General features: G+C 70.7%; 21 protein-coding genes and 1 pseudogene. 16 read left to right on the top strand and 6 right to left on the bottom strand.

What is annotated here, in order from left to right:
- Positions 1-69: 69 nt before the first annotated feature.
- The 4 genes from ACFS27_RS20280 to ACFS27_RS20265 all read left to right on the top strand — a co-directional run bounded on the left by ACFS27_RS20280 (position 70) and on the right by ACFS27_RS20265 (position 4304).
- A complete protein-coding gene (locus ACFS27_RS20280) occupies positions 70-1161 on the top strand; it encodes an LLM class flavin-dependent oxidoreductase (RefSeq protein ID WP_377186574.1) in 1092 nt (363 codons plus the stop codon).
- A 17-nt stretch (positions 1162-1178) separates the two neighbouring features.
- Positions 1179-3101, top strand: coding sequence for an FAD-binding oxidoreductase (locus tag ACFS27_RS20275; protein ID WP_377186571.1), 1923 nt, complete (start codon positions 1179-1181; stop codon positions 3099-3101).
- Positions 3101-4009 carry an LLM class flavin-dependent oxidoreductase gene (locus tag ACFS27_RS20270; protein ID WP_377186569.1) on the top strand — a complete coding sequence of 303 codons (909 nt, stop codon included), beginning with the start codon at positions 3101-3103 and terminating at the stop codon, positions 4007-4009. The genes ACFS27_RS20275 and ACFS27_RS20270 overlap by 1 nt, the downstream gene beginning before the upstream one ends.
- A gap of 82 nt (positions 4010-4091) precedes the next feature.
- On the top strand, positions 4092-4304 hold the full coding sequence (locus tag ACFS27_RS20265) for a hypothetical protein (RefSeq protein ID WP_377186567.1): 213 nt from the start codon (positions 4092-4094) through the stop codon (positions 4302-4304).
- A gap of 771 nt (positions 4305-5075) precedes the next feature.
- Here ACFS27_RS20265 and ACFS27_RS20260 read toward each other — a convergent pair.
- From ACFS27_RS20260 to ACFS27_RS20250, 3 genes and pseudogenes are all read right to left on the bottom strand, one after another.
- Complete coding sequence (locus ACFS27_RS20260; RefSeq protein WP_377186566.1) at positions 5076-5474, bottom strand: VOC family protein; 399 nt, start codon at positions 5472-5474, stop codon at positions 5076-5078.
- Positions 5475-5517: 43 nt separating this feature from the next.
- Positions 5518-5757, bottom strand: a pseudogene (locus tag ACFS27_RS20255) (MmcQ/YjbR family DNA-binding protein); the annotation flags it as partial.
- Positions 5758-6037: 280 nt separating this feature from the next.
- Positions 6038-6979, bottom strand: coding sequence for a MurR/RpiR family transcriptional regulator (locus ACFS27_RS20250; protein WP_377186564.1), 942 nt, complete (start codon positions 6977-6979; stop codon positions 6038-6040).
- A gap of 181 nt (positions 6980-7160) precedes the next feature.
- Here ACFS27_RS20250 and ACFS27_RS20245 point away from each other — a divergent pair, with 181 nt between their 5' ends.
- From ACFS27_RS20245 to ACFS27_RS20220, 6 genes are all read left to right on the top strand, one after another.
- Complete coding sequence (locus ACFS27_RS20245; protein WP_377186562.1) at positions 7161-8312, top strand: FAD-dependent oxidoreductase; 1152 nt, start codon at positions 7161-7163, stop codon at positions 8310-8312.
- A gap of 73 nt (positions 8313-8385) precedes the next feature.
- Positions 8386-10425, top strand: coding sequence for a hydantoinase/oxoprolinase family protein (locus tag ACFS27_RS20240; protein WP_377186560.1), 2040 nt, complete (start codon positions 8386-8388; stop codon positions 10423-10425).
- Positions 10422-12197: a hydantoinase B/oxoprolinase family protein gene (locus tag ACFS27_RS20235; protein ID WP_377186557.1), complete on the top strand. Its 1776-nt coding sequence runs from the start codon at positions 10422-10424 to the stop codon at positions 12195-12197. Before ACFS27_RS20240 ends, ACFS27_RS20235 begins: the two co-directional genes overlap by 4 nt.
- A gap of 44 nt (positions 12198-12241) precedes the next feature.
- Positions 12242-13231: a Bug family tripartite tricarboxylate transporter substrate binding protein gene (locus ACFS27_RS20230; protein ID WP_377186554.1), complete on the top strand. Its 990-nt coding sequence runs from the start codon at positions 12242-12244 to the stop codon at positions 13229-13231.
- A 2-nt stretch (positions 13232-13233) separates the two neighbouring features.
- Positions 13234-13800 (top strand): hypothetical protein, encoded by a 567-nt coding sequence (locus ACFS27_RS20225; protein ID WP_377186551.1) that lies wholly within the window; start codon positions 13234-13236, stop codon positions 13798-13800.
- Positions 13801-13830: 30 nt separating this feature from the next.
- Complete coding sequence (locus ACFS27_RS20220) at positions 13831-15333, top strand: tripartite tricarboxylate transporter permease (protein WP_377186548.1); 1503 nt, start codon at positions 13831-13833, stop codon at positions 15331-15333.
- Positions 15334-15390: 57 nt separating this feature from the next.
- On the opposite strand, the gene ACFS27_RS20215 is transcribed toward ACFS27_RS20220, so the two are convergent.
- Positions 15391-16017 carry a TetR/AcrR family transcriptional regulator gene (locus ACFS27_RS20215; protein WP_377186545.1) on the bottom strand — a complete coding sequence of 209 codons (627 nt, stop codon included), beginning with the start codon at positions 16015-16017 and terminating at the stop codon, positions 15391-15393.
- A 142-nt stretch (positions 16018-16159) separates the two neighbouring features.
- Between ACFS27_RS20215 and ACFS27_RS20210 the strand changes: the two genes are divergently transcribed.
- Together ACFS27_RS20210 and ACFS27_RS20205 are read left to right on the top strand one after the other, a co-directional pair.
- Positions 16160-17998: a flavin-containing monooxygenase gene (locus ACFS27_RS20210; RefSeq protein ID WP_377191102.1), complete on the top strand. Its 1839-nt coding sequence runs from the start codon at positions 16160-16162 to the stop codon at positions 17996-17998.
- The gene (locus ACFS27_RS20205) at positions 17995-19053 is read left to right on the top strand and encodes an SMP-30/gluconolactonase/LRE family protein (protein ID WP_377186542.1); all 1059 of its coding nucleotides are present in this window, start codon (positions 17995-17997) and stop codon (positions 19051-19053) included. The genes ACFS27_RS20210 and ACFS27_RS20205 overlap by 4 nt, the downstream gene beginning before the upstream one ends.
- A gap of 39 nt (positions 19054-19092) precedes the next feature.
- Here ACFS27_RS20205 and ACFS27_RS20200 read toward each other — a convergent pair whose 3' ends face one another.
- Positions 19093-20037 carry an SDR family NAD(P)-dependent oxidoreductase gene (locus ACFS27_RS20200; protein WP_377186539.1) on the bottom strand — a complete coding sequence of 315 codons (945 nt, stop codon included), beginning with the start codon at positions 20035-20037 and terminating at the stop codon, positions 19093-19095.
- A 306-nt stretch (positions 20038-20343) separates the two neighbouring features.
- Between ACFS27_RS20200 and ACFS27_RS20195 the strand changes: the two genes are divergently transcribed.
- From ACFS27_RS20195 to ACFS27_RS20180, 4 genes are all read left to right on the top strand, one after another.
- Complete coding sequence (locus ACFS27_RS20195) at positions 20344-20544, top strand: CsbD family protein (RefSeq protein WP_377186536.1); 201 nt, start codon at positions 20344-20346, stop codon at positions 20542-20544.
- A gap of 312 nt (positions 20545-20856) precedes the next feature.
- Positions 20857-22254: a hemolysin family protein gene (locus tag ACFS27_RS20190; protein WP_377186533.1), complete on the top strand. Its 1398-nt coding sequence runs from the start codon at positions 20857-20859 to the stop codon at positions 22252-22254.
- Positions 22251-23264, top strand: a complete 1014-nt coding sequence (locus ACFS27_RS20185) for a CNNM domain-containing protein (protein ID WP_377186530.1) — start codon at positions 22251-22253, stop codon at positions 23262-23264. Before ACFS27_RS20190 ends, ACFS27_RS20185 begins: the two co-directional genes overlap by 4 nt.
- Before the next feature lie 25 nt (positions 23265-23289).
- Positions 23290-24309 carry a sodium:calcium antiporter gene (locus ACFS27_RS20180; RefSeq protein WP_377186527.1) on the top strand — a complete coding sequence of 340 codons (1020 nt, stop codon included), beginning with the start codon at positions 23290-23292 and terminating at the stop codon, positions 24307-24309.
- Here the strand turns inward: ACFS27_RS20180 and ACFS27_RS20175 are convergent.
- Positions 24276-25400: an aldo/keto reductase gene (locus ACFS27_RS20175; RefSeq protein WP_377186524.1), complete on the bottom strand. Its 1125-nt coding sequence runs from the start codon at positions 25398-25400 to the stop codon at positions 24276-24278. The genes ACFS27_RS20180 and ACFS27_RS20175 overlap by 34 nt on opposite strands.
- Positions 25401-25416 lie beyond the last annotated feature (16 nt).

Raw genomic sequence — 25416 nt, 5'->3', positions numbered from 1 at the left:
GGTCCGTTACGCTCTCTGACATCAAGCGGACCGCGGTCCGATTGCGGGCTGGTCGAGAGGGAGACAGCTATGGAACTGGGCATCGCGGTATTCGGCGATGCGAGCGCGCACCCAGAAACAGGGCAGCGAGTCTCGGAAGCACAGGCGATCCGCAACATCCAGGAGGCGGCCGTCCTGACAGAAGAGGTCGGGCTCGACTGGTTCGGTGTCGGGGAGCACCACACACCGGAGTTCCCGGCGTCAGCGGCGGGGCCGATCCTCGGCGCGGTCGCGGCACGTACGTCCCGGATCAAGCTGTCGAGCGCCGTGACCGTGCTCGGAACCGACGATCCCGTACGCATCTACCAGCAGTTCTCCACGATCGACGCGTTGTCGAACGGGAGGGCTGAAATCATCGCGGGCCGCGGCTCCTCGACCGAGTCCTTCCCGCTCTTCGGCTACTCCCTGGAGGACTACGACCAGCTCTTCGCGGAGAAGCTCGACCTCCTGCTGGAAGTGAACCGCTCGCCGCGGGTGACATGGAAGGGCGCGACCCGTCCACCGCTGAACGGCGAGTATGTCCCGCCGCGGGCGGAGCACGGGCGGCTCCCCGTGTGGCTCGGGGTAGGTGGCACACCGTCGTCCGCCGTGCGGGCCGCGCAACGAGGACTTCCGATGGCGATCGGGCTGCTGGCCGGCGACCCGATCCGCTCGGCCGCGATCGCGGACCTCTACCGGGCCGCGGCTGCCCAGCTGGGCAATACGGCCGAGCAGACGCGCGTCATGATCGGCACCCCAGGATTTGTGGCCGACGACGGGAACGCGGCCCGTGACACATGGTGGCCGCACTACCGCCAGTTCATGAAGACCGTCGGCGAACAGCGCGGATTCGTCCCGCCCGGCCGGCCGGCGTACGACGACGGCACGGCGTCCGACGGCGCGCTCCTGGTGGGTTCACCGGAGGAGATCGCCGAGCGCATCGTGCGCCTTCAGCGTCGGTGGGGCCATGTCCGCCAGTTCATCCACATGGACTGGGGTGGCCTGCCCCAGGCGGAGCATCTGCGCGCGATCGAGCTGTTCGGCACGAAGGTCAAGCCGATGGTCGACGCGGAGATCGGCGAGACGGCCGGTACCGGCGCGATCACCACATCACCCGCCGGGCGCCGCGGCTACCCGTCATGAGATCGGAGAGGCACAGGATGGAATTCGAGCTGGGGATCATGATGGACCCCTCGGCCGTCGCAAGGGAGGACACCGCTGCGGACCTTGCGCGGCAGGCTGAGGCGGGAGGCCTCGACCTCGTCGTGGTGCGGGCGGACGAGGGTGGCGTCACCGCGGGGTTCGACCCGTGGACGGCTGCCGTATGGGTATCGGGCGCCACAGAGCGCATCCAGATCGGTGTGTCCGACTCCTGGACGGCGGCGTCCGAGGGCGGCGCACGTCCGGAGGGAGCCGCGGTACCGGGCGCTGCTCCGGCCGTCGCCGACCCGGAGGTGCCCGTGCCCTCGGTGGTCGAGAAGGCGCGGGAGAGCCTCGCCCGACTCGCCGGGCCGCGGCTCCTCACCCGCGGGGGCTGGGTGGTGGCGCCCGACGACGCCGGACGGGCTGACCTGACGAACCTGGCCGGGGACGGGCTGCCGGTGGTGGTCCCGGTGCGCAGCCGGGACGACGTCGCCCGCCTCGTGGACATGGTCGCCCAGGACGGCCCCGCCGTCGGACCGCGCAGGACGACCGCGGCTCGGGCCCTGCGCCGCGACGGGATCGAGTACGACGCCGTGCCCCGGTCCCTCCTCGGCACGGCAGTCGAGCCCGGGGACCGGGACTACCTCGCCGTCAGCTCGAACTACCTCCGGGGCGGGGCGCCCGGCATCGTGCTGCGACCCGAGACGCCGGACCAGGTGGCGGACGCGCTCGCGTTCGCACGCTCGCACACCCACCTCCCGCTCGGAGTTCGCAGCGGGGGACACGGGGTGAGCGGACGGTCGACGAACGACGGCGGTCTGGTGATCGACGTCGGCCGGATCCACCGGGTGGAGGTGCTCGACGAGACGCGGCGGCTCGTGCGGATCGGCCCCGGGGCGACCTGGAAGCAGGTCGCGGCGGCCCTGGACCCGTACGGATGGGCGCTCGGGTCGGGTGACTACGGCGGCGTGGGTGTCGGCGGCCTGGCCACCGCAGGCGGTATCGGCCTCCTGGGGCGCGAGCACGGTCTGACGATCGACCACCTTCGCGCGGTCGAGCTCGTGCTTGCCGACGGGAGCCAGGTGCGAGCCACCCGCGACGAGCATCCCGACCTCTTCTGGGCGGTACGCGGTGCGGGGGCGAACTTCGGCATCGCCACGGCGTTCGAGTTCGAGGTCTACGACGTGGGCGACGTCGGCTGGGCAAAACTCACCCTGGCGAGCACCGACATCGAGAAGTCATTGCTCCGTTTCGGTGAGGTGGCCGGTGCGGCGCCGCGGGACACCACGGTCTTCCTGGTCACCGGGCGGCCACGACAGGGACAGTCGGGAATCCAGCTGTACGCCATCGTGGACTCGCCCGACCCCCAGGTCGTCGTCGAGCGACTCACGCCGTTCCTGGATCTCGGCACCCTGGTGCAGCAGGAGGTCTACCTGGCCCGCTACAAGGACATCATGGGCCAGGCGGCGGACGTGGGTCCCGACGGACACCATGGCCAGGGTGAACCGGTGTCGCGGTCCGCCTTCCTGCCCGCGATCACGCCCGAGTACGCGCACGACACTGCAGAGCTGCTGCACAGCGGCCGGGTCTTCTTCTTCGAGCTGCGTCCCATGGGTGGCGCGATCGCAGACGTACCCGCCGAAGAGACGGCTTTCACCCACCGCACGCCCGCGTTCCAGGTCACGGCCATGGGAGTCGACCAGGCGGACCTCGACGCACGGTGGGACCGGCTCGCCGGGCACTTCGACGGTCTCTACCTGAGCTTTGACACCGACCAGCGGTCCGAGCGCCTGCACGACGCGTTCCCGCCGCCGGTGCTAGGACGGTTGCGAGACCTCAAGCGCCGCTACGACCCCGCAAATCTGTTCCGCGACAACTTCAACATCGACCCGCGCGGCAGCTCCGGAGCCACCCGCGACGACGAGAGAGGACGAGAATGATGACCGACTACGGACACGACCTGCTGTTCGGCACTTTTGTGACGCCCAGTGCCCAGGGCGCGAACCACGTGCTCGACCTTGCCGTCACGGCCGACCGGGAAGGGCTGGACCTGGTGACCTTCCAAGACCACCCGTACCAGCCGGCCTTCCTGGATACGTGGACCCTGCTTGCCTATGCGGCGGCCCGCACCGAACGAGTGCACCTGAGCGGCAACGTGCTGAGCCTGCCTCTGCGCCCCCCGGCGGTGCTGGCGCGCGCCGCGGCGTCCCTGGACGTGCTCAGCGGTGGGCGCCTGGAGCTCGGCCTTGGCGCGGGAGCGTTCTGGGACGGCATCCAGGCGATGGGCGGACGTCGCCTGACGCCCGGGCAGGGCGTCGACGCCCTGCGCGAGGCGATCACGATCATCCGAAACATCTGGGACACCGAGACGCGCGGGGGAGTGCGGCTCGACGGAGAGTACTACCAGGTCGCCGGCACCAAACGAGGTCCGGCACCCGCACACGACATCCCGATCTGGGTCGGCGCCTACAAGCCGAAGATGCTCGGCCTCACCGGGGCGCACGCCGATGGGTGGCTGCCGACCATCGAGTACCTTCCCCGCGGCGTGGACTCCCTGCCCGCGCTGAACGCCCGCATCGACGACGCGGCGACGGACGCCGGTCGGTCGACGCACGATGTCCGACGGCTCATGAACTTCATGAACGTGCGCTTCTCCGCGACCGGACGAGGGCTCCTGGACGGGCCGGTGGACCAGTGGGTCGAGCAGCTCACGGGCCTGGCGCTGGAGCACGGAGTCACCGCGTACCTGATTGGTGGCGATGACGTCCCGACCACCGAACGGTTTGCGGCCGAGGTGGCGCCGGCCGTGCGCGAGTCCGTGGCCCGGGAACGACGGGGCACGGCCTGATGCTTGCCGCACACGCGGAAGCAGGTTCCTTGTCGCTGCGCTTGCTCAGCACGACTTCGTTGTGGAGCGCCAGTCGAGTGCAATGACGGGTCCCAGGTGGTTCGCGGCGCAGTACGAGGTCGGGCAGCGTGAGCAGCAACAGATCCTCGCTGCTCTGCACCGGTTCCGTGACCTGGAACACGTCGAGCTCCCTGAGGAAGAGGGGGGTGCGCTGCGGCACGCTAGACGGCGAGAGGTCGAGACCGTGATCGAAGCAGCGATCGCCGCGTACGAAGTTGCGATGAGCAAAGGCTGATCGTCCGCCAGCTCACAAGAACAGCCTCGTCTCGTGATCCGGCGCCCCGGGTCTTGTCTGGCGTGCGGTCTAGAGCAAGGCGCGAGGTGGTGGTCGGCCCACATGGCGGCGGGTGTGTGACGCTCCCGGATCGGCCGGACTCATGACCTCGAGTGTGCTGCTGGTGACTGACAGGAATCCCCTGCGGAAGCCCGGCATCCGTGGCGGCACGTGAAGCGCTCGCCCGGACATTCGGCCCCTCGACGCTAACCGCTAAGGAACCCGCGCTCCTTCGGCTCCTGGCGTATGGTCCAGGTGGCGCTGCAACCTCGTAACGCCAACATCATGACAACCGCCGCTGTTCGAGCTGATCCTCGTTGGCGGGGGGGGTGCGCAGCCCTGATTCCCCAATGGTTCCCCCACAGTGCTCCGCTGGACGGTGAACCAGCAGGCCAGGGCAACAATGCACAGTTCAACGTCTGAGGATCTTTCGAATTTCCGGCTGATCCTTTGATCAGCGGAAACGCAGTGTGGCCTGCGATTTCGCCTCGGGTCCTGTGGGACTGCGGTGGACAGGAATGGCCCACTGAGGCCGCCCGTTCTCCCAGAGTTCCCCCGCAGGAGGCAGGTGGACACCTGGTGGGTGGGAAAGAGCGACCGTGCTGCACTTCCAGCACCTCGGCGATGAAGCCCGCAGGCATGGTATTGCCGAGAAGCTGGGCACCGTCTTTCACGACGAGCTCAACGGAGCAACCCCGTCGCTGGTCAGTGACCCGACCCACGGCAGTAGCACTACGAAGTGGTGATCACCGCCAAGATGATCTCAGCCCCGTCCGGGTCGCGCACGTGCGCGTAGAGGTCGCCCGTGGCGTCGTCGGCGCGCAGGGGCGAGTGGGGCTCCACGCCCAGGCGTGAACAACGCTTCAGCACGGCATCCATCTCCGCTGCGTCGTCGAGATACAGCACGAGGAACGGGCTGTCGCCCGCCTGCCGGCCGAGGGGCGCGCCCTCGCGCGCCCGATGAAGCCAGAGGCCGCCGTCAGCAAGGCCCCCGGGGCCAATGTGCAGGAGCGGGTACCCGTGGTTGTCCCCTTCGTAGATCGTCCGGAAGCCGAACGCCTCGCGGTAGAACTCCGCGGTCACCCGGATGTCTTTGGCCAGAAGGGAAGTGCGGCCGATGCGTACCGTCATGAGGCGATCGTAGAGACGGCCACTGACACCCCGTGATCCAGTGCTGCTTGTTCATGTGATAGCCCGGCGCGATGCCGTCGTGCGACTGGCGCAGCGCCTTGGAGTCCTCCGGATCAGCCTTGAGGACCACGATGGGACCACCGGGGACTTCCGTCAGCAGCATGAAGACCTTGCCCTTGACCTTGAAGACCTCGTACTCGGGCCCGAAGGGATGCCCCATCGACGACGACGGCAGTTCCTCGGCGACCTCGCGCGCAGCGTTCTGCAACGTCTGACCTTTCACCGTGCACCTCCGTGCGGTCGCCAGGCGTGGTCCGTCCCTCAAGCGTCGGAGCCGGCGCAGGTGCCGGCAACGTCAGCTCGGCGAGCCGACGATCGACGGCAGAAGCTACCTGGGCGACATCGGGGCATCCGGTCCTGACCATGGCAAGGCGGCAAGTGCGTCGCTCAGGACGGGACCACCGACCCCGGACCCGTCGGGAGCATCAGCGTCCCACCTGGGTGGTGAGTACCCAGGTGGGACGCTCTTGATCTGCTTCGTGACGACGGCTGTGAGGGCCGGCTCAGCCCTCTCCGTTCTCGCTGGCCGTGGGCTCGGTATAGGGCTGGATGCCAAGCCGGTCCGCGGTGAGCTGGACCTTCTGGTGCGACACGGTGGGTCGTAGCGCGTTGAGCCGGTCCATGGCGGCCAGGGCGCGTTCGGGGTGCCGGGCGGCGACGGCGTTGACCACGGCCTGCGCGACGGCGAGCGGGATGCTCGCGTCGCTGGCCGCGGTGAGCGAGGTCGGTGCGGTGGTGATGACGTGGTCGGCCTCGGTGCGGATCGGCATGCCGATCGCCTCGGTGATGAGCACCACCGGCGCGCCCTGGGCCTTGGCGGCGCGGACGGTGGCGACGACCTCGTCGAACTGCCGGATGGGCGCGAAGACGATGACGGCGTCGCGGGGCCGGATCCCGGACAGCTCGTCGGCGAGCAGCACCCCGGTCATGCGCGAGCTGCGGGCATCGACGCCGGTGCGGGCGAGGAAGAAGGCGAGGTACTCGGCGATGTAGCCGACGGGCGCCAGCCCGTAGCAGAACACCCGGTCCGCGCCGGCGATGTCGTCGACGACGGCGTTCCAGTCCAGCTCGTCGAGCGTGGCGCGGAACTGCTCGACGGCGCGAGCCGTGTCGTCGAGTACCCGGCGCAGGTGGCTGCCGTCAGCGGTGCTGTGCATGCGGCGTTGCAGCACCTCGCCTGGGTCGGCGCGCTTGGCGACGAGGTCGAGTGCGGCGTGCCGCACCTCCTTCATGCTCTGGTAGCCCAGTGCCCGCACCGTGCGGACGACACTGGCGTCGCTGGTGCCGACGGCCCCCGCGATGTCTCGTGCCGAGCCGCCCGCCACCCGGTCGGGGTGGAGGGCGAAGTACGCCGCGACCTGCGCGAGCGAGCCCGGCAGGTCGGGCCCCAGCCGGGTGGCACGCGTGTAGAGGGAGTCCCCGTCCGGCACGGCGTCGCGCTGCATCGAATCTCCTCTGGCCGCACTGCGAAGTCTCTGTGCGGGAATGCTACGGCGAGCGGACGCCCGGGGTCGGACTTTCACAGAGCTGTTCGGCGCCCGAAATCTGATTGAAACACTACAGCGCTTGCCTTACGTGTAGCAAATGCAACACCCTGTAGCGGGACGACCAACGAGGGGGCCCGGGATGCGCGATCTGGCCGTGGTAGGGCTGGGCGCTCTTGGCGTGCACGTTGCCGCCGAGGCGGCCGCGCGCGGGCTGAGCACCGCAGGGTTCGAGGCGTTCGGTCCCGCGCACGAGCGCGGCGCGACCGGAGGCAGCACCCGGATCTTCCGGCTCGTCTATACGTTCGGCGGGGACTATCTCCCCGCGCTCCTGCGCGCCGCTGACGCCTGGGCGGCGCTGGAGCGGCGGCACCCTGGCAGCGTTCGACACGGCCACGGCGCCCTGACGATCGGTGACCCGGCCGACCCCGAGATCGCCGCGGCCGTCGAGTCGGCGCGCGCACACGGTATCGGCCACGAGGTCCTCGACTCTGCGGCGCTCGCAGTCCGATGGCCGCAGCACCGCCTGCTCGACGGTGACATCGCCGTCGCCGACCCGGCCGGCGCGCTCCTGCTCCCGCGGTCGATCACCGCCGTCGTCGCCAGGGAAGCCACCGCTGCGGGCGCCCGGCTCCGGTACGACGACCCGGTGACGCGGATCGATCCGGTACCTGGCGGGCACGAGGTGGTGACCGCGTCCGGCCACCGGATCCGTGCCACCCGCGTGCTCGTCTCGGCCGGAGCGTGGACGGCGCGCTTCGCCCCCGAGTACGCGGCCGCCGTCGAGCTGCGCCGGGTGGTCCTGCAGTGGTACGCCACGCCGGACCCTGCCGCGTACGGGCCCGACCGGTTCCCCGTGGGCGTCCGCCGCAGCGCGGGTGGCATCCGGTACTCCTTCTTCCCGCAGACCGACAGTCGCGGCGTCAAGGTCAACTTCCACGTCCCCAAGCTCACCGTGCCCGACGCCGACGCCCCGGTGAACCCCGTGCCCGACCACTACGCCGGGCCGCACGAGGCGACGCTGCGCGCGACCCTGCCCGCCCTGGGTGCGCGCACCCACAGCGCCGCCTACGTCGAGAGCTACACGCCCGACTACCGCATCCTGCTCGACCGTATCGCCGGCCGGGAGAACGCCTGGCTCCTGGCCGGCGGCTCCGGACAGGCGTTCAAGCTCGCCCCGGCGCTCGCGGAGCACGCGGTAGCGCGGATCCTCGGCGAGCAGCCGCCGCTCGACCTGCACGGCGTCGTCCGCGGGCTCGCTGCCGCACCCACGGAAGCCGTCGCAGGCCCATGAACCCCACCCACGACAACCACCACCCACGAGACGACCACCAGCACCACCAACCTCTGCGAGAGGACCACGCGCCATGCGCATCGGAGTAGACATCGGCGGTACCTTCACCGACATCACCGCGCTGGACGACGCCGGCGGCTTCCACATCGGCAAGATCCCCAGCACCCAGCAGGACCAGTCGCTGGCGCTCGCCGACGGCGTCCGCGGCGTCCTGGAGCGTGCAGGCGCCGTTGCCGCCGACGTCGACTACCTGGGCCACGGCACGACGGTGGCCACGAACACGCTGCTCGAGCTCGACGGTTCGCCGACCGCGCTCGTCGTCACCCGCGGGTTCCGCGACGTGCTGGAGATCGCGCGCCAGAAGCGGCCAAGCCTCTACGACCTCTTCGCGGACAAACCGCGGATCCTGGTGCCGCGGCGCCTCGTGTTCGAGATCGACGAGCGGCTCGCGGGCGACGGCACGGTCATCCGCCCGGTGCGCGACGACGACCTCGCGGAGCTCCTGGACGGGCTCGCGGCCGTCGACGTGCAGGCCGTCGCGATCTGTTTCCTGCACAGCTACCGGGACAGCGGCCACGAGCGGCGCGTCGCCGACGCGGTCGCCGCACGCTTCCCCGACCGCTACGTGACGCGCTCCAGCGAGGTCGCCGCCGAGTTCCGCGAGTACGAGCGGCTGTCGACCACGGTCATCAACGCCTTCGTCGGGCCGCGGATGGGCAGCTACGTCTCGCGCCTGGGCGAGCGGACCCGACAGCTCGGTGTGCCCGTGGCCCCGAAGATCATCGAGTCCAGCGGCGGCCTCGTCTCGCCCGACTCGATAGTGCGGCGCCCTGTCACGACGCTGCTGTCGGGACCGAGCGCCGGGGTCCTTGGTGCGGCCTGGATCGCCGAGCACTCGGGCTTCCGCGACCTGGTCACCTTCGACATGGGCGGCACGAGCACCGACGTCTGCCTGGTGCGGGACGGGCGGGCGCTGGTCACCAAGGAGCGCAGCATCGACGGCTACGTGGTGCGTACCCCGAGTGCCAACGTGCACACCGTGGGCGCGGGCGGTGGCTCGATCGCGCGGGTCGACGGTGCCGGCGCGCTCCAGGTCGGCCCGCGCAGCGCGGGCGCCTGGCCGGGGCCTGCCGCCTACGGGCACGGCGGGACGGTGGCCACCGTCACCGACGCGAACGTGCTGCTCGGGCGGCAGAACCCCGACCAGGTGATCGGCGACGACCTCCACCTCGACCTCGCCGCCGCCCGCCGGGTGGTCGGGGAGGTCGCGGCGGGGCTCGCCTCCGACCCGGAGCAGGCGGCGCTCGGCATCGTGCGGGTCGCGAACTCGCACATGGCGCGCGCCGTGCGCCGGGTGAGTGTCGACACGGGCGACGACCCGCGCGACCTCGCCCTGGTCGCCTATGGCGGTGCGGGCCCGCTGCACGCCGTCGAGGTTGCTCGCGAGGTCGGCGTCCGCACCGTGCTGGTGCCGCCGAACCCCGGGACGCTGTGCGCGCTCGGTCTGCTGGTGACCGAGGCCCGCACCGAGATCGTCCGGTCCAGCCTGATCGACCTCGACGGCGACGTCACGGGGCTGCGCGCCGTCATCAGCGACCTGCGCGCGGCGGCCGTCGAGTGGTTCGAGCGCGAGGGCATCCCCGCCGACCAGCGCAGTACACGGTTCGTGCTGGACATGCGCTACCAGCGCCAGAACTTCGAGCTCCCCGTGGACGTCGGCGACGGCGACCTGACGGACGCCGACCTGCCCGCCGTCGTCGACCGGTTCCACGAGACCCACCGCAGGAGCTACGGGTTCGCGCACCCCGACAGCACGGTGCGCGTCGTCACGGTGACCGTGATCGCGTCCCAGCCGGTCGAGACGCCCCGTGCGCCGCTCCTCGTGAAGCGCCGCACGGGCGACGCCGACCCCGTCGTCGCCCGCCGCCGGGTCCTGTTCGAGGACACCGGCGCCGTCGACGCCGCCATCTACCGCCGCGAGCTGCTGCGCGCGGGCGACGTGCTGACCGGCCCCGCCGTCGTCGAGCAGCAGGACTCGACGACCGTACTGCCACCGGCCACCCGGTCGGTGGTCGACCCCTACGGGACGCTCATCGTGGAGGTGAACGCGTGACCACTACCGAACCGACGCCGGCCCTCGCTGCCGCGGTCCAGGCCATCGACCCCATCACCGTGCAGGTGATCGGCAACGCCATGCTGTCGGTCGCCGAGGAAGCCGGGACGATGCTGCGCCGGGCGAGCTACTCGACGAACATCAAGGAGCGCGCCGACTGCTCGACCGCGCTGTTCGACGCCGCGGGCCGGCTCGTCGCGCAGGCCGAGCACATCCCGATGCACATGGGTTCCATGGCGGGCGCCGTCGGCCGGCTGAGCGGCCGCATCCCCGGCTACGAGGCCACCACGGTGCGCCCGGGGGACGTCTTCATCACCAACGACCCCTACGCCGGCGGCGGGACCCACCTGCCCGACATCACGATGGTCGCGCCCGTCCACCTGGGCGGTGAGCTCGTCGGGTGGAGCGCGAACATCGCGCACCACTCCGACGTCGGCGGACACGTGCCCGGCAGCAACTCGGGCGACTCGACCACGCTGTTCATGGAGGGGCTGCGCATCCCCCTGGTGAAGATCGTCGACGAGGGGCGGCTCGTCGACGACGTGCTCGCGTTCGTGCTGCTGAACTCGCGGCTGCCCGAGGAGCGCTACGGCGACCTGCTGGCCCAGCAGTCGGCCGCGGCGACGGGTGCGCGCCGCCTCGTCGAGCTGCACGAGAAGTACGGCACCGACGTCGTCGCGGCGGCAAGCGGCGAGCTCCTTGAGTACGCGGAGCGGCGTCTGAGCCTGGCGGTCGCCGCCGTGCCGGACGGCGCGTACACCGCCACCGACTGGCTGGATCCCGACCGTGAGGGCGAGGAGCGCATCCCGATCGTCGCCACCGTGACCGTCGACGGCGAGCGGATAGCCGTCGACTTCACCGGCACGGGCCGCGAGGCCGCCGTGGCCGTCAACGTCGTGCGCAGCGCCCTGGAGGCGACGGTCTTCTACGCGCTCAAGGCAGCCCTGGACCCCGGTATCCCCGCCAACGGCGGGTTCTTCGACGCGGTCGAGATCACCGCGCCGGAGGGGACGATCCTCAACCCCCGGCTGCCCGCCCCGGTCGCCGCGCGCACCGACACGTGCCAGCGGGTGGTCGACGCGCTCTTCGGCGCGCTCGCGCAGGCGCTGCCCGACCGGATCCCTGCCGGGAGCCACAGCAGCATCACCTACGTGAACTTCTCCGGGCTGGGCAGCGACTTCTACGTCTACCCGGAGGTCGTCGCCGGCGGCGGGGGCGCGCGGCCGGACGCCGACGGCCTCGACGCCGTGCAGGTGCACGTCACCAACTCCAGCAACCTGCCGATCGAGGCGCTCGAGACCGAGTACCCGCTGCTGGTGGAGGCGTACGAGCTCGTGCCCGACTCGGGCGGTGCCGGGCGGTTCAGGGGCGGTCTCGCGATCCGCAGGGACATCCGGATCCTCGGCGACGGCGCGGAGTTCTCTGCCCACGCGGACCGGCAGTCGCTCGCACCGGCCGGCTACGCCGGCGGTGCCGAGGGCACGGCCGGGCGGTTCACGGTGCGGCCGGGGGAGGACGACGAGATCGTCCTGCCGGGCGGACGCGTGAGCGGTGTCGCCCTGCGTCGTGGTGACGTGATGCGGGTGCAGAGTCCCGGCGCCGGCGGCTTCGGTTCGCCCCTGGATCGTGATCCCCAGGCCGTGGCCGACGACGTGCTCGACGGCCGGGTCAGCCCCCGCGCCGCCCGTGACGTCTACGGGGTCGTGCTCGACGAGCACGGCGCGGCCGACGCCGAGGCCACCGCGGACCTCAGACGCACGCGGACTCCTTGAGCCCGCCCGACCTACCTTCGAAACACTCACGAGAGGCTCAACCCATGCAACAGCTCCGAACCCGACTCGTCGCCGCGGCCGTCGCCGCAGGTGCCCTCACGCTGAGCGGCTGTGCCGGGGACCTGCCCGGCGCCGGCGGCGGTGATGCCGACTACCCCACCCGGGCGATCGACCTCGTCCTGCCGTTCGGCGCGGGCGGCTCCACCGACATCGCGGCCCGGGCCATGGCCGATGCCCTGTCCGACGAGCTCGGCCAGCCGTTCAACGCGGCGAACCAGACCGGCGCGCAGCAGGTCACAGCGGTCAGCGAGGTCGCAGGTTCCGCCCCGGACGGCTACACGCTGCTCGCCGACGGCGGCGGGTCCTCCTCGATCCAGTCGCTGCTGCCCGACCTGCCGTACGAGTGGGACGACCGCACGTTCATCGCCCGGGTCGCCACGGGCGGGCACGCGTACGCCGTCGGCGCCACGAGCGGCGTCACCACCATCGACGAGCTCGCCGACGTCGCCACTGCGGATCCGTCCGAGTTCCGGGTGGCGTGGCTCAACGGCACCTCCACGAGCGACTTCGCCACGCTGCAGCTGCTCGACGCGATCGGCGTCGACCCGGACCAGGTGATCAAGGTGCCCTTCGAGGGCTCCGGCGACGCGATGCAGGCGGCCGCAGCAGGCGACGTCGACCTCGCCACGGGCGGCACCAGCGCCATCGCCTCGCTGTACAGCTCGGGCGACCTCGTGCCGCTCGCGTTGACCGCACCCGACGAGAACTTCCCGGACGTGCCGCTGACCACCGACGAGGGCTACCCCGGGCTGGACATGACGTACTGGGTGGGGCTCTCCGGCCCGGCCGGCCTCCCGGAGACGGTGGTCGACCCGCTCGCCGACGCGATCGGCCAGGCCGCCGAGGACGGCGTGCTCGACGAGAGCTTCGCCAAGCTGGGCATGACCGTCGACGTCGTCACCGGCGACAAGCTGCGAGGCCTGGTCGAGGACGAGGCGGCCACCTTCGCCGACCTGAACGAGCTGGCGGGTTGACCATGACGCGCCTCCTCGGCCTGGCCCGGAACCCGGAGAGCTGGGCGTACGTCCTGCTCGCGGCCGTCGGCCTGGTCGCGCTCGTCGACGGCGCCGTGCTCGCCGCGCAGGCCGCCTGGACCGGGCCGAGGAGCGCAGCGGGCTGGTTCATCGGCGTCACCGGCGCGGTGCTGGTCCTGCTCGTAGCACTGTCGCTACGGCAGGACGCGCGCGGCGCCGGTGAGTCGGTGGTGAGCGAGCTCGCCACCGACATCATCCACGAGGAGGAGGACGCGGGCCGCGCCGTCGACGACCGGATCGGCATCGAGGCCGAACCACTCCCCGCGACCAGGGCGACCCGGAACCTGGTCGTCGCGGGTGCGCTGATCCTCGGCTGGGTGGCGCTCGTGCAGTGGATCGGCTTCGGCCTCGTGACCGGGCTGTTCTGCCTCTGCTTCATCCGCCTCGTCGCCCGCCGGAGGCTGTGGGTCGCCCTCGTCGCGGGCGTCGCCATCGCGGCAGGGCTCACGACGCTGTTCGAGCTCGCCGGTGTGCTGCTTCCCGCCGGTGCCCTCTGGTACCTGATCTGACCGCGACCTGACCCGCGCCCAGGAGTAACCATGACCCCCGACGTGATCCTCGGCGGCTTCGCCGACATCCTCACCCCCGAGCGCCTGCTCGTGGCCTTCCTCGGCTGTTTCCTCGGCACGTTCTTCGGCGTGCTTCCCGGCCTGGGCCCGGTGACCGCCATCGCCGTCCTGTTCCCGCTCACCACCTACCTCGACCCGGTATCGGGCATCCTCATGCTCGCGGCCGTCTACTACGGCGGCATGTACGGCGGCTCGACGACGGCGATCCTGCTGAACATCCCCGGCGAGGTGTCCTCGCTGCCGTCCGCGCTGGAGGGCTACCCGCTGACCAGACGCGGACGGGCCGGGGCGGCGCTCGCGACGGCCGCGGTCTCGTCGTTCGTGGCCGGGGTCGTAGGGACCCTCGGGGTCATGCTGCTCGGCCCCACGCTGGCCAGGTTCGCCCTCGCCTTCGGGCCGCCCGAGCAGTTCGGCCTCATCCTGTTCAGCCTCACGGCCATCGCTGGACTTGTCTCCGGCTCCCTCGTGAAAGGGCTGTCGATGGGCGTACTCGGCATCCTGCTCTCGCTCGTCGGCTACGACGCCATCTCCGGGGTCCAGGTGCTGACGTTCGGCTCATGGACCCTCGCGCAGGGGTTCAGCGTCGTGCCCGTCATGATCGGGCTGTTCGGCATCGGGGAGATCCTCAAGACCCTCCTGCGCAGCGAGCCCGACGCCAGCATCGCGAAGGTCGGCAGCCTCCTGCCCACGCGCGAGGAGCGCCGCGCGAGCGTCGGCCCCACCGTGCGCGGTACTTTCCAGGGGTTCTTCCTCGGCCTGATCCCCGGGATGCTGCCGTCGGTGACGTCATTCCTCAACTACAGCTGGGAGCGCCGCCGGGCCGAGCGCCGCGGCACCTCGACGTTCGGCCGCGGCGCCATCGAGGGCATCGCAGGTCCCGAGGCCTCCAACAACGGCGCCGCCATGGGCGGGTTCGTCCCGCTGCTCAGCCTGGGCATCCCCACCGGCCCGTCGATGGCGCTCATCCTTGCCGCGCTCCTCGTCTACGGGCTCGTGCCCGGGCCGATGCTGTTCACGCAGGAGGCCGACTTCACCGCTGGGATCATCGCCAGCTTCCTCGTCGCCAACGTGATCCTGCTCCTGCTGAACCTGCCGCTGGTCGGGTTGTGGGCCAAGATCGCCCGCGTGCCGTTCAGCATCATGGGGCCCATCGTCGTGGTGTGCTGCCTCGCCGGTGCCCTGCTGGAACGGAACAGCCTGTTCGACGTCGGCGTGTGCGCCGCCTTCGGGTTCCTGGCGCTCCTGCTCGACAAGGCGAGGCTGCCGGTCGCGCCGCTGGTCATGGGGTTCGTGCTCGGGCCGGCCCTCCAGCAGACCATGCGGCAGTCGTTCACGATGTCGCCCACGTTCTTCGTGGAACGGCCCATCTTCGCGGTCTTCGCCCTGGCCTCCCTGGCGACCGTGGCCTGGTCGATCAGACGGACGGTGCGCTCGCGGCGACAGACGGAGGCCCGGGCGGCAGCGCTGAGCTGACGGTCAGCCGGTAGGTACTGCGTCGAGACGACCTGGTCGGTCCCGACCCGTTGGCGGTCATCGTCGCCGCGGTGCGGACTCATTCGTCGACGGTGTGCCCGTGGTTCCGGCAGGCGCCCGCCCCTCGGGAGGCTCGGTCGTAAAGAGGCCGTGGTGCAGTATCGCGCGCAGGTGGTCCGAACCACGACGGCCTGCCGGGTGCTCCCGCGCGACCTGGGCGGCCATCGCCATCGGGAGGGTCAACAGAACGTCTTCGGCTCCCAGCTCAGGTCGTAGGACGCCCCTGTCCTTTGCCTGGCCTACCAGCGGCTCAAGGGCTGCTGCCGTCCGGTCGGCGAGCGCGCGCGTCCCGGCAGGCACAGGTCCACTTGCCGCGACGTGTGCGAGCCACGGCGCCTCGGCCTGCACGTCGAGCAAGTAGTGGAACAGGCGCTCCAGGCCGTCCCGCGCATCGACGAGCCGCGCGGCCTCGGACTCGATGGTGGCGACGTTCTGTTCCAGGACGGCGGCCACGAGGTCTTCCCGCGCGTCGAAGTGCCGGTGCAGCGTGGTGCGACTCACCCCCGCTGCCCGGGCCACGTCTTCCAGCGGGGCGTTCGGCCCGAGCTCCGCGAAGCAGCGCCGTGCGGCGTCGACGAGGCGCTCGCGGTTGCGGGCGGCATCGCGTCGCAGAGGTGTTGCCATCGCCCGAGGGTAGCCATCGCACGACGTCGCTGCACGGCCTCCTCAGGAATCGTACATTGATGTACGTTTAAATCACCCGGGTGACCAGGCGCCACCTGTGGACCGTGAGCCGACCGACGAGAGGGACCTACCCGTGACAGACATGACCAGCCGCACGGCCGACCCTGCCGCAGATCTCGGGTTCGACCCCGACGCGCTGCGCGAGAAGTACCGCCAGGAGCGTGACCGGCGCATCCGGCCCGACGGCATGGCGCAGTACAGGCGGGCGGCGGGGGAGTACGGGTACTACGCGAAGGACCCGTACACGCCACGAACGGAGCGCGGACCGCTCACCGACAGCGTCGAGGTTCTCGTGGTGGGCGGAGGCTTCGGCGGCCTGCTGACCGGGGCCAGGCTGCGCGAGGCCGGCGTCGAGTCCGTGCGGATGATGGACGAGGCCGGCGACTTCGGCGGCACCTGGTACTGGAACCGTTACCCAGGCATCCACTGCGACATCGAGTCGTACGTGTACCTGCCGCTGCTGGAGGAGACCGGCTACGTCCCCGCGTGGCGGTACGCGCCAGGGGAGGAGATCCGGCAGCACGCCGTACGGATCGCCGAGCACTACGGCCTCTACCGCGACGCCGTCTTCCACACCCGGGTCACCGAGCTGACGTGGGACGAGGAGGCTGCCGACTGGCTGGTGAGTACCGACCGCGGGGACTCGATGCGCGCCCGCCATGTCGTGGTGTCGTCCGGCACGCTCTCGCAGCCCAAGCTGCCCGCCATCCCGGGGATCGAGAGCTTCGGCGGGCACACCTTCCACACGAGCCGGTGGGACTACGGGTACACGGGCGGCGACGCCGAGGGTGGTCTGACCGGGCTTGCGGACAAGCGGGTCGCCGTCGTCGGTACGGGCGCGACGGGCCTGCAGGCCATCCCGTGCGTCGCCAGGGATGCCCGCCACCTGTATGTCATGCAGCGCACGCCGTCGTCGGTCGACGTGCGCGACAACCGGCCCACCGATCCGCAGTGGGCGGCGTCGCTCACGCCCGGCTGGCAGCGCGAGCGCATGGAGAACTTCCTCGCGATCCTCGCGGGGGAGGACGTCACCGAGGACCTCACGCAGGACGGGTGGACCTCCACGGCGCGGCTGCAGCGACAGATCCTCACCGGTGCCGTCGACACCACCCTCGACCCGGCCGAGCGCGAGCGCCTCGACGAGCTGGCGGACTTCGCGAAGATGAACCAGATCCGTGCCCGGGTGGACGACGTTGTCGAGGACGCCGCCACGGCCGAGGCCCTCAAGCCGTGGTACCGGTACATGTGCAAGCGTCCGGGATTCTCCGACCAGTACCTGCAGGCGTTCAACCGCGACAACGTCACCCTCGTGGACACGGCCGATCATGGTGGCATCACCCGGATGACCGAGAGCGGCGTGGTCGTCGGTGAAGCGGAGTACGAGGTGGACTGCGTCATCTTCGCGACCGGGTTCGAGACCGGCGTCTCCGGCGTCGTCTCCGGCACCATGCCGGTGCACGGGCGCGGCGGTACGACGCTTCTCGAGGCCTGGGGCAGAGGCCCGCGCACGCTGCACGGCTTCTACAGCCACGGGTTTCCGAACCTGTTCCACCTCGGGACGATGCAGAACGCCAACTCGGTGAACTTCGTGCACATCCTCGCCGAGCAGGCCGCGCACATCGCCGCCGTCGTCGCGGGCGCGCGCAAGGCCGGTGCCCGCTACGTGGAGCCCACCCGTGAGGCCGAGCAGGCCTGGTGCGACACGATCACCCGGCTCGGCGTCGACAACTCCGCGTTCCTCGCGGAGTGCACTCCCGGCTACTACAACGGTGAGGGCACCCGCCGTGCAGCGCCCACCTCGTACACGCCGGGACCGGTCGCGTTCCACCGACTGCTGGCCGAGTGGCGCGAGGGTGGCCTGGGCGACGTGCTGGCCGGCTCTGACGAGCCCGCCGCGGCGATGGCGGAGGTGGACGCATGAGGCGCGCGACGAGCGGCCGGCGGTACCCGGCGGTCGTGGGTAGCGCCGCGGTAGCGGTGCTCGCCCTGGCCGGGTGCGCGACGGCGTCCGCCGTTCCGGCAGATCCGGCCGAGGTGCACGGGTACTCGAAGGAGCGGGTGACGCACCGGTCCCAGACCGCGAAGGAGGTTCTGAAGATCAGCACCGTGCACGAGGCGACGGGTATGACCCTGCTCGAAGGGCCGACGTTCGGCGAGGACGGCCGCCTCTACCTGGTGGACGTCACCGCGCCCCCGGGCGGTCCGAAGGTCATGGCCGTCGACCTCGACACCGAAGAGGTCAGCACGGTGTTCACCGATGAGCGCAGCGCGTTCACGTCGGCTCAGTTCAGCCCTGACGACGGGCGGCTGTACCTCACCGACTACGCGGGTGGTCGCATCATCAGCGTCACGCCGGACGGTGAGCGCTCCCAGGTGGTCGCGGAGGGCCCCGTCGACGGGAGAAAGATGCAGCCCGACGACCTCGCGTTCGACGAGGCGGGCAACATGTTCGTCACCGACTCCCGGTACACCACCTATCCGGACGCCGAACCGGGCGGGAGGGTGCTGCGCTTCGACGCGGACACGGGTACGGGCAGCGTGCTGGCCGACCATCAGCCCAACCCCAACGGGATCTCCTTCGACCTGGACGGCGGGGCGCTCTGGGTGAGCCAGCTCGATGCCAACCGCGTCGACCGCCTCACCCTGAACGAGGACGGCACCGCCGTCACGGCCGGTCACACCGGCATGTACGTCGACGGCGGCATGGCCCAGACCGACTCGAACGCCGTCGACGCGGCCGGGAACGTCTACCTCGGAGTGCATGGCGAGCCGAGGATCCTCGTCTACGGGCCGGACGGTACGCACCGGGCCACGATCACGGTGCCCGAGAAGGACGAGGGCCTGGATTCGGCGACGAATATCGCGATCCGGCCCGGAACCACGGTCGCGTACGCGACGATCAGTGGACCCGCCGGTGGATACATCTACCGGTTCGACGCCCTCGCCGAGGGTGCAAGGCAGTCCAACGGCGGCTGATCCAGAAGGTGCTGCAGTGTCGCGCGACCGGCCGGGTGGTCAGGTCAGGCCGGTGACGGCCCGGGTGGTCAGGTCCCACAGACGTTCGGCGGCGTCCCGGTCGATTACCCAGGGCTTGGCTCCACCGACGAGCATGTCGTCGGTGGTGGCCGGTCGCGCGACGTCGCAGTCCTGGCAGTAGGCACCACCGTGTTCTTCGAGCAGGGCAGCGGTGGCAGCCCAGACCGCGGTCGCCGCGCCCTGCTCGACGGACTTGAATCCCGCGGGTGGTCGTCCGTGATCGTCGATCCAGCCCAGGCGGTGCTGCTCGGCGGTCGGGATCTCTCGCTGCAGCGGCGTGAGGATGCTCCCGGGGTGCACGGCGAAGGCGTGGGCGCCGCGTTCGGTGAGCCGGGCGTCGAGTCCAAGGGCGAACAGTGCGACGGCGGTCTTGGACTGTCCGTAGGCGGTCCACTGGTCGTAGTCGGTCGTACGCCGGAAGTGGGGGTCGTCCCAGCGGATGTCGGACAGGAAGTGTGCGGACGAGGAGAGGCCGACCACTCGCGCGCCTGCCGAGATCACGGGCAGGAGCTGGTTGGTGAGCAGGTAGGGGGCGAGGTGGTGCACCGCCAGGTGAGCCTCCCAGCCGGGGCCAACGATCGTGCGCGGAGCTGTCATGATGCCGGCGCCGTTGATCAGGATGTCGATGCCGCGTCCGCGATCGAGGAGGTCCTGTGCGAACCGTCGGACCGCCGGCAGGTCCGTGAGGTCCAAGGGTGCGACGGATGCCAGGTCGCCCAGAGCCGCACGTGCGGCCTGAGGGCGGCGGGCAGGGACGAGTACGTCCGCCCCTGCGGCGGCGAGTGATCGCGTCATCTCCAGGCCGAGCCCGGAGGACCCGCCGGTCACGACGGCGAACCTGCCGTGCAGGTCGATGCCCTGCAGCACCTCGGTGGCCGTGCTGTCATGGCCGAAACCGGAGCTGTGGGGAGCTGTGGGTGTCATGCGGCGCACGCTAGGAGCTGGAGCCCGCTCCAGGTCAAGGTCGCCGGCCGGTGGGGCCGGGCCCCCACTCGAACGTGGCCACGGCGCACGGCACTCCCGTCCGCGGTCGAGCCGGACGAGCCAGGTGATGTGCCCAGAGCGGTCGTTCGGCCGGCCCCAGAGGCGAGTGAGTCCCGCCGGCTCCAACCTGTGACTGTGCACAGGGTGAACTGCCCGACCACTGAGCTGTCGGCAGGTGGCCCGGTGACACAGGCATCGTCTGGTTGAGGTTCCCGGGACCCGGGACCGAGGATGGAAGGAAAACTGATGAGCGCAGAGGACAAGACCAAGAACGCAGCGGAGAAGGGCCTCGGCAAGGCGAAGGAAGCGGTCGGTAATGCCACCGATGACGAGGAGCTCGCTGCCGAGGGCAAGACGGATCAGGCCAAGGCTGACGTCAAGGGCGCAGGGGAGAAGGTCAAGGACGCGGCCGCGGACGCCAAGGACGCTCTCGACAAGGACAAGTAGGTCATCGAGTGTCACGCAGGTGCTGAGGACTCGGCGGGCCCGGCACGGGACGTCGAGCCTCTGCACGTCAGTGCGGTCCGGATCGGCAGTGAATGGTGCGGTGTCCTCCGCAAGGTGAGGCCCGACCGGTCGTCGGGTGGAACTCACCGTGTATCCGGTACGTTGGGATCGGCGGTGCCCTTTTGTGGGTGCTGCCTTTGACACTCTGAGCCCGGGTCGACCCCGAGGCTTGGCAACCCGCGGAAGGACCATGGACGACAGTCGAAGTACGAACACCCAGGCACGCGCGCGACTCTTCGGGAGGTGCGCTCGATGATCTGGGTGCTCTCCTTGTTGCTCGGCGTTGTAGTGATCCTGGCCATCACCGCGCTCACGGGATACTTCGTGGCGCAGGAGTTCGCCTATATGGCGGTCGACCGCTCTCGCCTGGCGGCCCGTTCCGAATCCGGCGACACCGCCGCCCGCCGCGCCCTCTCCGTGACCCGACGCACCTCCTTCATGCTGTCCGGCGCGCAGCTGGGAATCACGGTGACGGGCCTGTTGGTCGGCTACGTGGCAGAACCGCTGGTCGGCGCGGCCGTCGGCGACGGGCTGAACGACGTCGGTGTGCCGACCGGCACGGGCGTTGCGATCGGCACGGTAGCGGCGCTGCTGCTGTCCACGGTGGTGCAGATGCTCTTCGGCGAGCTGTTCCCGAAGAACCTCGCGATCGCCCGCCCCGAGGCCGTCTCGCTCTGGCTGGCCCGCTCGACCACCATGTACCTGACCAGCTTCGGCTGGCTGATCCGCGTGTTCGACGCCGCGTCGAACGCCCTGCTGCGGTTGCTGCGGATCGAGCCGGTGCACGACGTGGAGCACTCCGCGACTGCTCGCGACCTGGAGCACATCGTGGCTGACTCCCGCGAGAGCGGCGACCTGCCGCCGGACCTGTCCAACCTGCTCGACCGCATCCTCGACTTCCCGCGCCAGGACGTCGAGCACGCCATGATCCCGCGCGCCCGCGTGGACACCGTCGAGCCGGAAGCGACGGTGGGCGAGGTCAAGGCACTTATGGCGCGCAGCCACTCCAGGTATCCGGTCGTGACGCACGATGACGCGGTCGGCGTCGTGCACCTGACCGACCTGCTCTCCGGTGACGTGCCCGATGACGCCCCGGTCACCGCCGTCGCCCGCCCGCCGCTGGTCCTGCCGACCGCCATGGCCCTGCCCGACGCGCTGCGCGAGCTGGCGACCAGCCGGAACGAGATGGCGTGCGTCGTGGACGAGTACGGCGGCTTCGCCGGGGTGCTCACGTTGGAGGACCTGGCCGAGGAGCTGGTCGGTGAGATCACCGACGAGCACGACGAGCCCGAGCAGCCGCTGCTGACCTCCGACGACGACGGCATCTGGACCATGGCCGGCGACGTGCACCTGGACGAGATCGAGCGTGCCGTCGGATACGACCTGCCCGAGACCGAGCACGAGACGATCGCGGGCCTTGCCGTCGCGACGCACGGCTCGCTGCTCACCGTGGGCGAGTCGGTCGACATCGACCTGCCCGACGACCCGGCCGACCTGGCCACCAACGAGCCGCCACCCGACCGCGTGCTCCACGTCGAGGTCCTGGAAGTCACCCGGCACGTGCCCGCGCAGGTGCGCGTCACGGTGCAGGAACGCCCGCGCGGCGTGGCCCAGGAAGCCACCACCAAGGCCGAGGAGGCAACCCGATGAACGACCCTGTCATCGTGGCTGTCACCACGGTCCTGATCATCGCCGCGAGCGCATTCTTCGTGGCGATCGAGTTCGCGCTGCTGGCCGCCAAGCGGCACCGCCTGGAGGACGCCGCCGCGTCCAGCCGGTCGGCGCGCGCCGCGCTGCGGTCCTCGAACGAGCTGACCGTGCTTCTGGCGGGTTCCCAGCTCGGCATCACCGTCGCGACCCTTGCGCTCGGCGCGATCACCAAGCCGGCGGTACACCACTGGATCACGCCCGTCGTGGAGATGTGGGGCGCGCCGTACTGGGTGGCCGACGTCGCCGGGTTCGTGCTGGCGCTGATCATCGTCACGTTCCTGCACCTGGTGGTCGGGGAGATGGCGCCGAAGTCGTGGGCGATCGCCCACCCGGAGACATCGGCGACGTTGCTGGCACTGCCGATGCGCGCGTTCATGTGGCTGACCCGGCCCGCGCTGATCGCGCTGAACGAGGCGGCGAACTGGTGCCTGCGGCGGGTGGGTGTTGAGCCCACCGGGCAGGTTGCCTCGGGGCGCAGCCCGGACGACCTGCGTCACCTGGTGGAGCACTCGGCCAACGTGGGCGCGCTGGATGCCGTGTACTCCGATCAGCTCGCCGGTGCCCTTGATCTGCGCCGCCTCACGGTCGCGGACCTCGTGGCGGGCCACGCCCCGCTCGTCGCGGTCCCGAGCACGGCCACGGCCGCCGACGTGCGTGCCGCCGCGGACCGGTCCGGACACCTGCGCATCCTGGTCCTGGACAGTGACGGCAACCCGACCCGTGTCGTGCACGTGCGCGACGTGCTCCTGGAACCGGGCGACCGGCCCGTCACCGAGCTGGCACGCCCGGCGTACACCCTGGATCCGGCCACGCCACTGCACACGGCGCTGGCGTCGATGCGCGAGACCCGCAACCACCTCGCCGTCGTATCCACCCAGGACGGGCGCGGTGTGGTCACCCTGGCGGACGTGCTCGCCCGCATCTTCCCGCGCACGATCGCGGCCGCCTGAGGGGCAGCCGGCCAGGAAGGACCGGATGACGCCGCTGCTGCTGCTCGCGATCCTCGTCTTCGCCGGTGCTGCCCTGATCACGGTGCTGGGCAGCATCCGGCTGGCCGGGCTGGGCGATGTGCTGGCAGACCGCACCGGGTGGGGCGAGGCGATCTTCGGCGCGGTGTTCTTCGGGGTCTTCACCTCGCTCAGCGGCATCGTCATGACCGCAGTGTCCGCCGCCGACGGCTATCCGGAGCTCGCCTACTCCAACGCCGTCGGCGGCGTCGCCGCGCAGACGTTCGCGATCGCCGTCGCGGACCTCTTCTACCGCGGGTCCAACCTCGAGCACGCCGCCGCTTCCCTGCCGAACATGCTCTTCGGCTGCCTGCTCCTGGCCATGCTCGCCATCACCCTCATGGGCAGCTTCACCCCCGAGCTCATGCTCGGCCCCCTCCATCCGACCACCCTGGCGCTCGTCGTCGTCTACGGCGCAGGACTACTTCTGATTCGCCGCTCAGCAGCCCGGCCGATGTGGCGCGCGGTCAGGACCGAACAGACCCGCCAGGACACCGCGGACGAGAACACCGCCCCCGGCCGACGGCTGCGTGGCCTGTGGACCGAGTTCGCAGCGGTCGGCCTCGTCGTCGGAACAGGCGGCGCCGCCATCGCCTGGGCCGCCGAGCAGATCGTGCTCGAGACCGCCCTGAGCGAAGGCTTCGTCGGAGCGGTTCTCATGGGCGCCGTCAACGCCCTGCCCGAGACCGTGACTGCCATCGCGGCCGTCCGACGCGGGGCGCTGACACTCGCGATCGCCGCGATCCTGGGCGGCAACACGCTCGACGTGCTCAACGTCGCGATCGGCGACGCCTTCTACACCGGCGGCTCGATCTACCACGCGGCGACACCGGACTCGCTCTTCCTCACCGTCGCGAGCATCCTGATGACCGTCATCGTCCTGGCCGGGCTCCTGGTCCGGCAGAACCGCGGGCCGGCCAGAGTCGGGTTCGAAGGCATCGGGCTGGCCCTGGCCTACGGCACGACGGTCGCAGTACTGGCCTTCTGATGCTGCGGCGGTTCCGGCACACCCGTCTCGGTGCTGTCTGTACGGATGAGGGACGTCCGGCGGTGGTCGTCGATGAGGCCGAGAGCGTCGCCGTAGACGAGATTGCGCCCCTCGAAGTCGTGCGGGAAGCCGAGCGGGATGGAGCTGACCTGCTCCAGGGCACCGAGCTCTGCCGACGTCAGCACGATGTCGACCGCTGACATGGTGTCCAGCTGATCAGCCCGGCGAGCACCGATGACGGGCACGAGTACGGCGCGCTCGCGCTGCGCGAGGACCCAGGCGAGAGCGATCTGGGAGGCGGGCACCTCGCGGTTCTCCGCAATCGCGTTGAGGGCGTCGGCGATCGCGAGGTTCCGGTCGGTGATCGACCGCGCGTTGTAGCCCGCGTCCTGTTCGATGCGGCTGTCGGTCGGTCGCTGCCGGTCTGTCCCGTAGCGACCGCTGAGGAAGCCGCCGCCCAGCGGTCCCCAGGTGGTCACCGTCAGGTCGAGGTCGTGCGCCATCGGTAGGAGGTCGCGCTCACAGGTGCGTTCGATGAGGCTGTAGGGGACCTGAAGGCCGGCGAAGCGGTTCCAGCCGCGCAGGTCGGCGAGCGTGGTGGCCTGCGACACCACCCATGCGGGCGTGTCGGAGACCCCGACGTAGCGCACCTTGCCCGACGTGACCAGGTCGTCGAGCGCGCGGACCACCTCGTCGACGGGGGTGAAGGCGTCCCAGGCATGAATCCAGTACAGGTCGATGTAGTCGGTGCCGAGTCGCTCGAGGCTCGCGTCGAGGGCGCGCACCAGCGACTTGCGATGGGCGCCACCGGCGTTCGGATCGTGTGGGTCGGTGCTGAGGGCGTACTTGGTGGCCAGTACCCATCGTTCCCGGTCCGAGCGGACGAGGTCCCCGAGGATGTGCTCGCTCTCGCCGCCTGTATAGATGTTGGCGGTGTCCACGAAGTTGCCGCCGGCCTCGGCGAAGCGGTCGAGGATGCGGGCGCTCTCCCTGGCGTCGGTGCCCCAGCCCCATGCCTCCCCGAAGGTCATCGTCCCGAGGCAGAGTTCCGAGACGCGGAGCCCGGTTCGCCCGAGCAGCTTGTACCTCATGTGGTTTTCCTTTCGG

This window comes from Promicromonospora vindobonensis (assembly GCF_042685865.1).
GTDB classification, from domain to species: domain Bacteria; phylum Actinomycetota; class Actinomycetes; order Actinomycetales; family Cellulomonadaceae; genus Promicromonospora; species Promicromonospora vindobonensis.
This window is presented reverse-complemented; position numbering and strand designations above follow the sequence as displayed.